The organism is Pseudomonas sp. NPDC090203 (assembly GCF_044746765.1).
GTDB classification, from domain to species: Bacteria; Pseudomonadota; Gammaproteobacteria; order Pseudomonadales; family Pseudomonadaceae; genus Aquipseudomonas; species Aquipseudomonas putida_AD.
Window position 1 is genome coordinate 278,645 of the sequence record NZ_JBIVCV010000003.1, and the last position, 12,682, is coordinate 291,326.

Here is a 12,682-nt window from a genome sequence, read left to right on the forward strand (position 1 = left end):
GGCAACTTGAGTCATTTGATGCAGACTCAGGCAAGACTGGCGGCGATCTCTTGCAGAATCGCCGGGTCGTCGATGGTCGCGGGGACGCTGTAATCCTCGCCATCAGCGATCTTGCGCAGCACCGCACGCAAGGTCTTGCCCGAGCGGGTCTTGGGCAGGCGCTTGACCACCACCACCCGGTTGAAACACGCCAGCGCGCCGATACGCTCGCGCACCTGTGCCACCAGTTGCTGCCGTACCTCCGCGGCGTCCTGCTGCGTCCCGTCCTTGAGCACCACCAGCGCCAGCGGCACCTGGCCCTTTATCTCGTCGTGCACACCAATCACCGCGCTTTCGGCGACGGCCGGATGCTGGCCGACCAGATCTTCCATCTCCCCGGTGGATAGCCGGTGGCCGGAGACGTTAATCACATCGTCGGTACGGCCCATGATGTACACCAAGCCATCAGCGTCGACATAACCGCCATCGCCGGTGTTGTAGTAGCCCGGGAACGCTTGAAGGTAGGCCGACAGGTAGCGGGCGTGATCGCCCCACAGGGTCTGGCTGCACCCTGGCGGCAGCGGCAGCGCGATGACAATGGAACCCTGCTCGCCCGCAGGCAGCGGCTTGCCCTCTTCGTCCATGACCTGAACGGCGTAGCCCGGCACCGCACGATTGCTCGAACCGGGTCCGGCCACGTGCCCTCCCAGGCCCAGACACGGCGCCGTGACCGGCCAGCCGGTTTCGGTCTGCCACCAGTGGTCGAGCACCGGTTTGCCGGTCAGGCGCTCCAGCCACTGGTGGGTGCTCGAATCCAGTTTTTCCCCGGCCAGAAACAGTTGCCGGATGGAACTCAGGTCGCGGCCCTTGAGCAGTTCACCCTGGGGATCTTCCTTGCGAATGGCACGCATGGCGGTCGGCGCGCAGAACAGCGCATTGACCCGGTACTGCTCGATGATTCGCCAGTAGGCGCCGGCATCCGGGGTACGCACCGGCTTGCCTTCGTAGAACACCGTGGTGCAGCCGGCCATCAGCGGCCCGTAGACGATCAGCGTATGCCCCACCACCCAGCCCACATCGGAAACACCCCACCAGACATCCCCCGCAGCCATGCCGTAGACCTGATGCATGGTGTAGAGCATTGCCACCGCGTGCCCGCCGTTTTCCCGCACGATGCCCTTGGGTTTGCCCGTAGTGCCGGAGGTGTAGAGGATATACAGCGGGTCGGTGCTGGCCATCGGCATCGGGTCGGCGGGCTTGGCCTCTTTCAATGCGGCCTGCCAGTCGAGGTCGCGGCCCGGCAGCATTGTCGACAGCGCTTGCGGACGCTGCCACAACAGCACGTGTTCCGGCTGGTGTTTCGAAAGCTCCAGGGCCTTGTCCACCAGCGGCTTGTAGGCAATGACCCGGTCGAACTCCAGACCGCAGGACGCCGTCAGCAACAGCCTGGGTTTCAGGTCATCGATGCGCAGCGCCAGTTCATGGGGTGCAAAGCCGCCAAACACCACCGAATGCATCGCGCCGATGCGTGCGCAGGCCAGCATGGCCATCGCCGCCTGCGGCACCATGGGCATGTAGATGATGACGCCATCGCCTTTGCCGACACCCAGTTGACGCAACAGCCCCGCGAGCCGGGCGACTTCGGCGTGAAGTTGCCGGTAGGTGTAGCTGGCCTGCTGGCCGGTCACGGGTGAATCGTAGATCAGCGCCAGTTGCTCGCCGCGCCCCAGTTCGATCTGCCTGTCCAGCGCCAGATAGCAGCTGTTGAGCGAGCCGTCGGCGAACCAGCGATGGGTGCCATCGGGCATGGACTGCAAAATCTCTTGCGGCGCGCGATACCAGGCCACCTGCTGCGCCTGTTCGGCCCAATAGGCCGCAGGGTCCGTGATGGAACGAGAGTGATGCCGGTCGTAATGGGCTGCGTCAGGCGCGTGGCGCGGCGCGCCGTTCTGATGATTCATCCGTGGATCCCTGTGCTTGTTCTTGTAGAGAAAGAAGCTAGCAGAACCTCGAACGAATGCAGGGCCGGGCGCTATGCCGTCCGTGGGCGCTCGGCCCGGCGCAGCAACAAGCCGCCCAGCGCCAGCAGCGCCAGTATCACCACCACCGAGCCGTAGACATTGGTGGTCACGATCAGCCCTTGAGTCTTGACCGCCAGCCCGGCGATCAGCGCGGGCACACAGAACGCCAAGTAGCTGAGCGCCAGAAAGGTCGACATCAGCCCTGCCCGTTCATGGGCGTGGGCCAGCGGCAGCAGCAGGCGCAGCGACCCGAGGAAACTGGCGCCGAAACCGATCCCGGCCACCACGGCGCCGGTGAAGAACAGCCAGAGCCAGCCCAGATTGACCGCCAGCAGCACCACTGCTACGCCTGCGGCGAGAAAACTGGTGCCGACCAGCAAGGCCAGGCGTGGTGCTTTCAAGCGCAGGTTCATGATCGAAACCGCGCCGCTGATGGTCAGCGCCGCCACCGCAAGCCCGCCGTTGACCACCGACACCGCCCCGGTGGCCGCCGCCAGCAGCGAAGGCGCCAGTGACAGGAAGAATCCGCCCAGCGCCCAGGCCGCGATGTCCGCCGGCAAGATCAGCAGCAAGGTGCTGCGTGCCTGGGGCGGAACGCGCATCGCAGGCTTCAGGGTTTTCAGCACGCCGGGCTGCGGCGTCACGGTTTCCGCCACGCGCCACAGGTACAGTGCCTGTCCGACGAAGGCTGCCAGCAGCAACCCATAGGCCAGCAGCATGGGCAGCGGCGCATACTCCACCAGCACACTGGTGCCCAGCGCACCCACGGCCATGCCGAACATCGGCGTGATGCTGTTGACCAGCGGGCCCTGTGTCTGGTCGGTGTCCAGCATGGCTGCGGCCAAGGCGCTTGAAGCAATGCCGGTGGCGACACCTTGCACGACGCGGGCTGCGATCAGCCAGTTGACGTCACTGGCCAGGATAAACAGCCCCATCGAGGCGATTTCCAGCAACAGCGCCGCCAGAATCACCGGCCTGCGCCCCAGGTAGTCCGACAGCGAGCCGAACACCAGCAGAGTCGTCAGCAGGCTCAAGGCGTACACGGCGAACGCCAGCGTCAACAGCACCGAGGAGAAGCCCCACGCCTGTTGATACACGTGATACAGCGGCGTCGGCGCACTGGACGCAGCGAAGAAACAGAGCATGACGAAGGCCAGATACATCAAGTGACCTTGTCGCGGGCTCCGACCATCGTTTGGCGGGTTCTGCAAAGAATCAGACACGGGTACACTCTCTCGAAAAAGCACGCATTAAAAGCTAAATATTTGCTTTAGTGAGTGTGCGAGCTAAATCTGCTTAAAGCAAATACTTTGTGTTAGGGTCCGCTTCATGGCTATCAAAGAAGGCATTCGCACCGGCGGACGTAGCGCCCGGGTGCAGACATCGATCCACGCCGCAGTGCGTGATCTGTTGCAGGAACTGGACCGCTCCGCCCTCAGCGTGCCGATGATCGCCGCGCGGGCGGGGGTCACGCCTTCGACCATCTATCGACGCTGGGGCGACCTGACCTCGCTGCTCGCCGACGCCGCCGTGGAGCGCCTGCGCCCTGACGAGCCGGTGGATTGCGGCAACCTGCGCGACGACCTGCGCACCTGGGTCGAGGTCTACCTGGAAGAAACCAGCTCCGCCCCAGGCCGGGAAATGATGCGCGATGTGGTGGGCAGCAGCGCCACCCTGTGCTCCGGCAAATGCCTGAACATGGTGCGTGACCAGTTGCAGATCATCATCGACCGCGCACAGGAACGCGGCGAGCGCAGCCCCGACGCCGATGAGCTGATCGATGCGGTGGTGGCGCCCATGGTCTACCGCATTCTCTACGCCGAATCGGCCCCGACCCTCGAACGCATGTACCAGTTGCTGGACCGTTGCCTGGGCTGATCCCTGCGCCGTTAGCCACAGTCCCCGCCGACTCGCTATGATGGCGGGCCCTGAACCACGGCAGCCGTCACCATGCACACCCTTGAAGATCTGCGCGCCGGCAAGCTGGCCGGTATCACGCGGCTGGACCTCAGCTGTGGCCTGACGCACTTTCCCGATGAGATCTTCAGCCTCGCCGATTCGCTTCAGGTGCTGAATCTGAGCGGCAACCAGCTGACTGATCTGCCTGCGGACCTGCATCGGCTCGAACACCTGCAGATCATCTTCTGCTCGAACAATCCGTTTACCCGCCTGCCCGAAGCGCTCGGATTATGCGAGCAACTGTTTTTCGTCGGGTTCAAGTCCTGCCAGATCGTTGAAGTGTCACCACGCGCGCTGCCGCCGCGTTTGCGCTCGCTGGTGCTGACCGACAACCGCATCGAGTCGCTTCCCGAAGAACTGGGGCAATTCGAACACCTGCAAAAGCTGATGATGGCGGGCAACCGGCTGACCAGCCTGCCGGCCTCGCTGGCGTCGTGCCAGCGGCTGGAACTGGTGCGCATCGCCGCCAACCGGATCCGCCAACTGCCAGACTGGCTGCTGAACATGCCTGCCCTGGCCTGGCTGGCGTTCGCGGGCAACCCACTGCACGACGCCCATGTCGAGGAGCCGATCCGCCAGATTCCCTGGTCGCAACTGACGCTGCACGACGTGCTCGGCGAAGGTGCCTCGGGGATCATTCATCGGGGCGAATGGCGGGATGATCAAGGCGTTGCACAGGACGTCGCGGTCAAGCTCTACAAGGGCGACCTGACCAGCGACGGCTCGCCCCTCGACGAAATGGCCGCCTGCATCGCCGCCGGCCAGCACCCGGACCTGATTCCATTGCTGGGCCAGATCTGCGGCCATCCGCAGCAGGCCCGGGGCCTGGTGATGGAACTGATCTCCCCGCGCTTCACCACCCTCGCCCGCCCGCCGAGCCTGCAATCCTGCACCCGGGACGTCTACAACGGCACGCGCATGAGCCTGGCCACCGTCCAGCGCATGGCCACTGGCATCGCCTCGGTCTGCGGCCACCTGCATGCCCGAGGAATCAACCACGGCGACCTGTACGCCCACAACATCCTCTGGACCGAAAACGGCGAATGCCTGCTCGGGGATTTCGGAGCGGCCGCGTTTTATCCCGACCACGAAACCGGACAGACGCTGGAACGCATTGAAGTAAGGGCATTCGGCATCCTGCTGGGCGAATGGCTGGAGCGTTGCGATGCCAGCGAAGAGCAGACAGCCCGGTTGCGAGCGTTGCAGGGGCGATGCGTACAACCAGACGTCATGGCCCGCCCGGATTTCGCCAGCGTCGAACAATCGATCCGGGAAAGCAAAATCCAACCGTAGCAGCACGGCTTGCCGGCGGGGGCGATCTTACGGCCGCCGTCGCGGGCAAGCGCGCTCCTACAGGATCGGGGGCGATTTTGAGGACGCCCCCGCCGGCAAGCCGTACTGCTACGGGGCGGTGGTGTGCTTTTGATCTTGGTGCGCGATGGCACAGGCGCCGCAGAATGCGACGTCAAGGCGCCAGGCCGAGCGCAGGTGTCGTGGAGGGGGATGAGCGGCAGGGATGCCGCGAAAGCCGTGCGGGCCAGGGACGGCCCATCACGGCGTGCCCCCGGAGCGGCGCCGGAGCCGAGGGAACCCGACGCAGTCGGGCCCAGCCAGGAGCAAATGGTTTGCCTACTTTCCCGAAAGAAAGTAGGTCGCCCGTAAGGGGCGAAACCCTAGGCCAAAACCACCGCGCCGACGGATATACCCACCGACATCAGAGTCGAGCACGCCGACGCGGAGCGTCAGGACAGCCGTTCCCACGCGGAGCGTGGGAACCATCAGCGGTGCAAAGCGTGGGCACAAAAAAACAGCTTACCCCGCCAACCCCACATAAACGTTCTGCACATCATCATGGCTATCGATCGCTTCCAGGAACGCCTCGACCTCAGCCATCTGCTCATCACTCAAACCCGACACCGGATTCTTCGGGCGATACCCGATCTTCGCCGACTCAACCGTGAACCCCTGCTCCGGCAGCGCCTTGCACACCGCATCCAGATCCGTGGTTTCGGTGTAGAACAGCGTCACACCCTCATCACCCGCTTCAACATCCTGCGCACCCGCCTCGATGGCCGCTTCGTCAGCATCGGCATCAGCCTTCTCTGCAACAGCCTCGATCATGCCCAGGTGCTCGAAGTCCCAGGACACCGAACCCGCCGCCCCCAACTGGCCCTTGCGGAACAGCACGCGGATTTCGGCAACGGTGCGGTTGACGTTGTCAGTCAGGCACTCGACGATCACCGGCACCTGGTGCGGGGCAAAACCTTCGTAAGTGAGTTTTTCGAAGTGAACATGCTCGCCCAGCAGACCCGCGCCCTTCTTGATCGCGCGCTCCAGGGTTTCGCGTGGCATCGAGGCCTTCTTCGCCTGCTCGACCACCAGACGCAGACGCGAGTTCATGTCAGGGTCAGCGCCGGAACGGGCGGCAATCATGATTTCCTTGGACAGCTTGCCGAAAATCTTGCCTTTGGCGTTGGCTGCTGCTTCTTTGTGTTTGACCTTCCACTGTGCGCCCATGATTGCTCTCTTTGTTCCGGTGGCGATTGACCGTCAGGCTGGCCCGGCGTGGCGCGCCGGACGGTGACGATGAATGCTGAAAAGGTGATCGATAATCCTGCGCCGGTACAGATCGACGGCGCCCGGCGCATTTTATACGCGATCACGCCAGATGAAACCCCCGCCTGTGCCAGTCGATCAAACTGGGGCCGATAAGTTTCGCGGAAAACGACACTACAGCGCATCAGATATGCACACACGATCTGTAGGCCATTTCCGAAAATTTGCCAAGCGCCCTTTTGGCCTGTGGGTTTTCGTACCCTCTGCACCTCCAATTTTCAGGGCAGACAGCGGATGCACCACGACCAGCACGTGACAATGACTTTGGCCATCGCCGAAGGCCCGAGCGATCTGCAGGTCATCGGCATCAATGGTCATGAGCGGCTCAACTGGCCCTTTTGCTTCGATGTGGATCTGCTCAGCCGCGACCCGGCGCTGAACTGCATGGATCTGTTGCAGCGTGATGCCCGCCTGACCGTCGGGCCGGATGAAGCTGCCCACAACTCCTTTCATGGCCGGATCCAGGCCGCCCGACCTCTGTTTCAAGGCCCGGAACTGAGCCTCTATCGCCTGCGACTGATGCCCGATGTCGAGCGCCTTGCCAACCGGACAAGGCGCCAGGCATGGAACGGCCTGACAGCCCCGCAGATCATCGAGCGCCTGCTGCGCGATCACCAACTGGCAGACGACGCGTTTCGCTTCGAGCGCCTGGTCGGCGAATATCCACCCCGGGAGCACTGCGTGCAGTTCGACGAAACCGACCTCCATCTGCTGCAACGCCTGTGTGAGGAGGAAGGCATCGCCTTTCGTTTCGAACACCTGGCCGGCCGCCAGGTGCTGGTGTTTTCCGATGATCCGGCAGGCTTTCCCGAGTGGCCCGAGGCGGTTGAGGTCGAGCATCTGGCCGAGCAATGGTCGATGCGCACCTGCTACAGCAGCCACGCCGCAGAATGCGACACGCCTCAAGGCCGGCATCAGGTCAGCGTGCGCACCCTTGAGCGGGTGCGCTGCGAACGCCGGGATATCATGGGCCGCAGCGCCCGCCCCTGGTTACGCAGCGGACAGGTGATCCGTGTCGCGGGTCACCCGGATGCGCTGTTCAACGATCAATGGCTGCTGACCGAGGTACGGCACCGGGCGCGGCAATTGGCGCCGCTGCGTGATGCGCGGGCGGAAAACATCATCGGGATTCTTCACGCCATGGCAACCGACGACATCGCTGCGACTTTTGGAAACGGCGACCACAACCCAAGGCACGCACTCGACCAGTCGCGTCTGCACAGCTACTCCAACGATTTTCGGGTGCTGCCGTGGGCGATGCCGTTTCGCCCGTCCCTGGCGCATCCGAAACCGCTGGTGTCAGAAGTGCTGCTCGCCACACAGACCCATCCGCAAGCTGACCCGGCGGGACGAATCAGGATTCGCTACGACTGGCAGGCCGACCTCCCGGAAGGTGGCGAGGACAATTGGGCGCGGGTGGTCAGCAGCGCCGGGGTACTCGATGCCGGAGCACGGGTGCAGGTGAGCTTTTTCGAAGGCGACCCCGATCAGCCGCTGGTTTGCGGCAGCCCTGCCGACACAAGCCAGGCCACCCATCTGGCCCTCACACTGCAAGTGGACGGCACTTCGCAGGCGCCTGTCGGGCCCGTGCTGCAACTGCGCGATGGCGAGCGGTTGCACATGGACAGCCCGGTCGCGATGTCGCTGCACAGCCCCCACGGGAGGTTATGCATTACCGAATCCGCGGTCGAGGCGCTGGTGTTGCAGACCGAAGGCATGCATGACGAAGACTTTCCCGTGCATGACCTGCAGTTGATGCTACCCAACGACGACCAGCAGCCCCTCGCCCACTGTACCTGGTACATCGTGCGCATGGGTACGCCGGACCTGGGCCAACTGGCACGCCTGGCGCCCGACGATATCCTGTTCGAAGGCAAGACGGACGCCCTGGGCTGGCTGGGACTCGGCCCGCAGGACCTTGTGCGGCTGAACCGACTGCAGCAGCGCCCGGAGAAACCGCTGTGGCTGGTCCATCCGGGTCACTGTCGTTCGCTGCGCAGCGTGCTGCGGCGCGTTTGAAGCAAGGCTCAGCGGTGCTTGAAGTCGGGCTCGCGCTTCTCGATGAACGCGGCCATGCCCTCTTTCTGGTCGACACTGGCAAACGCGGCATGAAACACCCGCCGTTCGAAGCGCACGCCTTCGGTCAGGTTGACCTCGAACGCCCGATTGACGCTTTCCTTGACCATCATCGCCACTGGCAGCGATTTGCCGGCGATGCCATGGGCGACCTTGAGTGCTTCTTCGAGCAACTGGTCCTGAGGCACGATACGCGCCACCAGCCCCGAGCGCTCGGCTTCGACGGCGTCGATCATGCGCCCGGTCAGGCACATTTCCATGGCCTTGGCCTTGCCTACCGCGCGGGTCAGGCGCTGGGTGCCGCCCATGCCGGGCAGGACGCCCAGCTTGATTTCCGGCTGGCCGAACTTCGCGGTATCGGACGCCAGGATGAAGTCGCACATCAGCGCCAGTTCGCAGCCGCCACCCAGGGCAAAACCCGACACCGCCGCGATGATCGGCTTGCGGCGGTTGGCCACCCGGTCGCTTTCGCTGAACAGGTCGTCGAGGTAGATCTGCGGGTAGGTCAGCTCGGCCATTTCCTTGATGTCGGCACCGGCGGCGAAGGCTTTCGCGGAACCGGTGAGGACGATGCAGCCGATGTCGCGGTTGCTTTCGAGTTCGTCCAGGGCCTGGTTCAGTTCGCTGATCAGTTGTGCGTTGAGCGCGTTCAGCGCCTGGGGGCGGTTGAGGGTGATCAGTGCCACGCGGCCTTGAATTTCTTTGAGGATCGTTGTGTAGCTCATGGGGTTTGTCCGTTTTGTTGTATGAGGTGGGTCGGTTCAGGGACGGCGGCGCGTTTGCGGACGTCCCCGCGGGCAAGCCCGGCTGCTACGGGGACAGTGTGCGCCCTCGTAGCTGTCCGGCTTGCCGGCGTCGGCGTCTCGGCGGGCTACACCAATTCCACCGCCATGGCCGTCGCCTCGCCACCGCCGATGCAGATCGCCGCGACGCCGCGCTGCAAACCGCGCTGTTTCAGGGCCGAGAGCAGGGTCACCAGAATCCGCGCACCCGACGCACCGATCGGATGGCCCAAGGCACATGCCCCGCCGTTGACGTTGACCTTTTCATGGGACAATTCGAGCTTGCTCATGGCCACCAGCGCCACCACGGCGAAGGCTTCGTTGATCTCGAACAGATCGACGTCGCTCAGCGTCCAGCCGGTCTTGCTCATGAGCTTTTCAATCGCGCCAATCGGCGCCGTTGGAAACAGGCCCGGCTTGTTGGCGTAGGCCGCATGGCCACGAATCACCGCCAAAGGCTGCAACCCGCGACGCCGGGCTTCGGACTGGCGCATCAGCACCAGTGCCGCAGCGCCGTCGGAAATCGAGCTGGAGTTGGCCGCTGTTACCGTGCCGCCCTGGCGGAATGCAGGCTTGAGGTCGGGGATCTTGTCCAGGCGGGCCTTGGGCGGTTGCTCATCCTGGGTGATGGTTTTCTGTTCCTTGCCGGCGGTGACCTGCACCGGAACGATTTCGGCGTCGAAACGGCCTTCCTTGATCGCGTCCTGGGCCCGGGTCAGGGAGGCGATGGCAAAGGCATCCTGTGCCTCACGGCTGAAGCTTTCGAAAGAGGCGCATTCCTCGGCGAATGTACCCATCAGCCGACCGCGTTCGTAGGCATCTTCCAGGCCGTCGAAGAACATGTGGTCGATGACCTTGCCGTGGCCCATACGGTAGCCGGCCCGGGCCTTGTCCAGCAGGTAGGGCGCGTTGGACATGCTCTCCATGCCCCCCGCGACCACCACCTCGGCGCTGCCCGCCAGCAGCAGGTCGTGGCCCATGATGGCCGCCTGCATGCCCGAGCCGCACATCTTGTTCAAGGTGGTGCACAGGGTGCCATTACCAAGACCGGCACCCAGCGCCGCCTGGCGCGCCGGCGCCTGACCGAGCCCTGCGGGGAGTACGCAACCGAACAGCACCTGTTCGACATCGGTGGCAGCCAGGCCAGCCCGCTCGACGGCGGCACGAATGGCCACCGAGCCCAGTTGCGGCGCGGTCTGGCTGCTCAGGTCGCCTTGAAAGCCGCCCATGGGCGTACGCACGGCGCTGACAATGACGACCGGGTCTTCGATCAGGGTCTGACGTGGGTTCAGTGACATGATGATTCCTCCTCGTTTAACGAGCCGCCATGCGCAAGGCGCCATCCAGGCGGATCACCTCGCCGTTGAGCATGGTGTTTTCGATGATGTGGCGCACCAGGGCTGCGTATTCCGCAGGCTTGCCCAGGCGCGGCGGGAACGGCACACCGGCGGACAGGCTTTCGCGCACTTGTTCGGTCATGCCGGCCATCATCGGCGTTTCGAAGATGCCGGGGGCGATGGTCATGACGCGGATGCCGTAGCGTGCCAGCTCCCGCGCGGCGGGCAGCGTCAGGCTGGCGATGGCGCCCTTGGACGCGGCGTAGGCGGCCTGGCCGATCTGGCCATCGAACGCCGCCACCGAGGCGGTGTTGATGATGACGCCGCGCTCCCCGCCTTCGTCGGCAGTGCCCTGGGCCATCGCCGCAGAGGCGAGACGCAGCAGGTTGAAACTGCCGATCAGGTTGACGTTGATGACCCGGCTGAAACTGGACAGCGCGTGGGGGCCTTCCTTGCCGAGGATTTTTTCTGCGCCGACGATGCCCGCGCAGTTCACCAGGCCGTTGACCTGGCCGAACTCGGCGAGGGTTTTGGCGACGGCAGCCTGGGCGGCGTTTTCATCGGTGATGTCTGTGACACTGGCCCGGGCGTTGCTCCCCAGTTTCTCGACCTGCGCCTCAAGGGCCTGGGCGTTGACGTCGACCAGCATCACGCTGGCGCCCGCCTCGACCAGCATCTGTGCCGTGGCCGCGCCGAGACCCGATGCACCGCCACTGACCAGAAATACCTTGCCTTGGATTTGCATGAGGGTGTCTTCCTTACACTTTTATTGTTGTGGCTTTGATGACTCAAACAGCGAAATACTCCGCCCCTGCGCTCGAATGGGCAATAGTCAAAGCGCGCATCCCTTGTGGCGGTTTTGGCCATCGAGGAATCGGGCGATTATCGAACAGATTGCTCCAGTGGCTGACATCGGGGGGTTCTACAAAATTAACTATCTGGTACATTTTGCTCAAAGGGCGACCGCTCGCTGGAACGCCGAATAACAAGAGTGATTTTCCATGACCTCCACCGCTGCACGCCCTTCCATTCTCGCCGGCCTGATCGGCGCCGGTATCCAGGCTTCGCGCACGCCATCCCTGCACGAACATGAGGGCGATGCCCAGGGCATGCGCTATCTGTATCGCATCATTGATCTGGATGCACAGAAGCTCGACATAACGGCCCTGCCGGGGCTGATAGAGGGTGCTCAGCGCACGGGCTTCACCGGGTTGAACATCACCTATCCGTGCAAGCAGGCGGTGATTCCCCTGCTCGATGAGCTTTCCCCTGAGGCGCGCAGTATCGGCGCGGTCAATACCGTGGTGTTCCGGGACGGCAAGCGTGTAGGCCATAACACCGATTGCCTCGGGTTTGCCGAGGGGTTTCGCCGTGGCCTAGGTGACGTGGCTCGAGGCCGTGTGGTGCAGATGGGTGCCGGTGGCGCCGGGGCTGCGGTGGCCCATGCATTGCTCAGCGAAGGGGTTGAGCAATTGAGTATTTTCGAGGTGGACCCCAGCCGGGCGCAAAGCCTGGTGGACAACCTCAATGCGCATTTCGGACCGGGACGCGCGCGGGTCGGTCTGGACCTGGCCACGGCGGTGGCCGAGGCGGACGGTCTGGTCAACACCACGCCGGTGGGCATGAGCAAGCTGCCCGGCACCCCGGTGGCCGCCGCGTTGCTGCACGCCCGGTTGTGGGTGGCGGAGATCATCTATTTCCCGCTGCAGACGCAGTTGCTCGCCGACGCCCGGGCGTTGGGTTGCCGCACGTTGGACGGGAGTACCATGGCGGTGTTTCAGGCGGTCAAGGCGTTCGAATTGTTCACCGGCAAAAAAGCCGATGCCACCCGCATGCAGGCGTTTTTCAATACGCTGAACATTCCGTAGAAACACGGCTTGCCGGCGGGGGCGATCTTAAGTACGCCGTCGCG

10 protein-coding genes are annotated in these 12,682 nt (G+C 63.9%); 4 read left to right on the forward strand and 6 right to left on the reverse strand.

The annotated features are described in order from the left end of the window. Nucleotides 1-26: 26 nt before the first annotated feature. On the reverse strand, nucleotides 27-1,940 hold the full coding sequence (locus ACIPO9_RS06745; RefSeq protein ID WP_400779553.1) for a propionyl-CoA synthetase: 1,914 nt from the start codon (nucleotides 1,938-1,940) through the stop codon (nucleotides 27-29). 71 nt (nucleotides 1,941-2,011) lie between these two features. Continuing rightward, entirely contained in the window at nucleotides 2,012-3,163 is a 1,152-nt protein-coding gene (locus ACIPO9_RS06750; RefSeq protein WP_400779555.1) for an MFS transporter, read from the reverse strand. 166 nt (nucleotides 3,164-3,329) lie between these two features. Here ACIPO9_RS06750 and ACIPO9_RS06755 point away from each other — a divergent pair, with 166 nt between their 5' ends. Both ACIPO9_RS06755 and ACIPO9_RS06760 read left to right on the forward strand, forming a co-directional pair. Next, nucleotides 3,330-3,878: a TetR/AcrR family transcriptional regulator gene (locus tag ACIPO9_RS06755; protein ID WP_274133491.1), complete on the forward strand. Its 549-nt coding sequence runs from the start codon at nucleotides 3,330-3,332 to the stop codon at nucleotides 3,876-3,878. Between the two features lie 72 nt (nucleotides 3,879-3,950). Further along, nucleotides 3,951-5,252 (forward strand): leucine-rich repeat-containing protein kinase family protein, encoded by a 1,302-nt coding sequence (locus ACIPO9_RS06760; protein ID WP_400779557.1) that lies wholly within the window; start codon nucleotides 3,951-3,953, stop codon nucleotides 5,250-5,252. Between the two features lie 519 nt (nucleotides 5,253-5,771). Here the strand turns inward: ACIPO9_RS06760 and ACIPO9_RS06765 are convergent. Continuing rightward, complete coding sequence (locus tag ACIPO9_RS06765; RefSeq protein ID WP_400606505.1) at nucleotides 5,772-6,476, reverse strand: YebC/PmpR family DNA-binding transcriptional regulator; 705 nt, start codon at nucleotides 6,474-6,476, stop codon at nucleotides 5,772-5,774. A gap of 357 nt (nucleotides 6,477-6,833) precedes the next feature. On the opposite strand from ACIPO9_RS06765, the gene ACIPO9_RS06770 reads away from it, so the two are divergent. Continuing rightward, nucleotides 6,834-8,594, forward strand: coding sequence for a type VI secretion system Vgr family protein (locus tag ACIPO9_RS06770; protein ID WP_400779866.1), 1,761 nt, complete (start codon nucleotides 6,834-6,836; stop codon nucleotides 8,592-8,594). Nucleotides 8,595-8,602: 8 nt separating this feature from the next. On the opposite strand, the gene ACIPO9_RS06775 is transcribed toward ACIPO9_RS06770, so the two are convergent. The 3 genes from ACIPO9_RS06775 to ACIPO9_RS06785 all read right to left on the reverse strand — a co-directional run bounded on the left by ACIPO9_RS06775 (nucleotide 8,603) and on the right by ACIPO9_RS06785 (nucleotide 11,515). Continuing rightward, nucleotides 8,603-9,376, reverse strand: coding sequence for an enoyl-CoA hydratase (locus ACIPO9_RS06775; protein ID WP_400779559.1), 774 nt, complete (start codon nucleotides 9,374-9,376; stop codon nucleotides 8,603-8,605). 146 nt (nucleotides 9,377-9,522) lie between these two features. Further along, a complete protein-coding gene (locus tag ACIPO9_RS06780; protein WP_400779868.1) occupies nucleotides 9,523-10,704 on the reverse strand; it encodes an acetyl-CoA C-acyltransferase in 1,182 nt (393 codons plus the stop codon). Between the two features lie 43 nt (nucleotides 10,705-10,747). After that, the gene (locus ACIPO9_RS06785) at nucleotides 10,748-11,515 is read right to left on the reverse strand and encodes a 3-hydroxyacyl-CoA dehydrogenase (RefSeq protein WP_274133487.1); all 768 of its coding nucleotides are present in this window, start codon (nucleotides 11,513-11,515) and stop codon (nucleotides 10,748-10,750) included. A 256-nt stretch (nucleotides 11,516-11,771) separates the two neighbouring features. On the opposite strand from ACIPO9_RS06785, the gene ACIPO9_RS06790 reads away from it, so the two are divergent. Next, nucleotides 11,772-12,638: a shikimate dehydrogenase gene (locus ACIPO9_RS06790; protein ID WP_400779561.1), complete on the forward strand. Its 867-nt coding sequence runs from the start codon at nucleotides 11,772-11,774 to the stop codon at nucleotides 12,636-12,638. Nucleotides 12,639-12,682 lie beyond the last annotated feature (44 nt).

What these genes read in the sequence shown, in the direction of transcription:
- ACIPO9_RS06745 (WP_400779553.1), bottom strand. Translation starts at nt 1,940, where the DNA reads ATGAATCATCAGAACGGCGCGCCGCGCCACGCGCCTGACGCAGCCCAT.
- ACIPO9_RS06750 (WP_400779555.1), bottom strand. Translation starts at nt 3,163, where the DNA reads ATGTATCTGGCCTTCGTCATGCTCTGTTTCTTCGCTGCGTCCAGTGCG.
- ACIPO9_RS06755 (WP_274133491.1), top strand. Translation starts at nt 3,330, where the DNA reads ATGGCTATCAAAGAAGGCATTCGCACCGGCGGACGTAGCGCCCGGGTG.
- ACIPO9_RS06760 (WP_400779557.1), top strand. Translation starts at nt 3,951, where the DNA reads ATGCACACCCTTGAAGATCTGCGCGCCGGCAAGCTGGCCGGTATCACG.
- ACIPO9_RS06765 (WP_400606505.1), bottom strand. Translation starts at nt 6,476, where the DNA reads ATGGGCGCACAGTGGAAGGTCAAACACAAAGAAGCAGCAGCCAACGCC.
- ACIPO9_RS06770 (WP_400779866.1), top strand. Translation starts at nt 6,834, where the DNA reads ATGACTTTGGCCATCGCCGAAGGCCCGAGCGATCTGCAGGTCATCGGC.
- ACIPO9_RS06775 (WP_400779559.1), bottom strand. Translation starts at nt 9,376, where the DNA reads ATGAGCTACACAACGATCCTCAAAGAAATTCAAGGCCGCGTGGCACTG.
- ACIPO9_RS06785 (WP_274133487.1), bottom strand. Translation starts at nt 11,515, where the DNA reads ATGCAAATCCAAGGCAAGGTATTTCTGGTCAGTGGCGGTGCATCGGGT.
- ACIPO9_RS06790 (WP_400779561.1), top strand. Translation starts at nt 11,772, where the DNA reads ATGACCTCCACCGCTGCACGCCCTTCCATTCTCGCCGGCCTGATCGGC.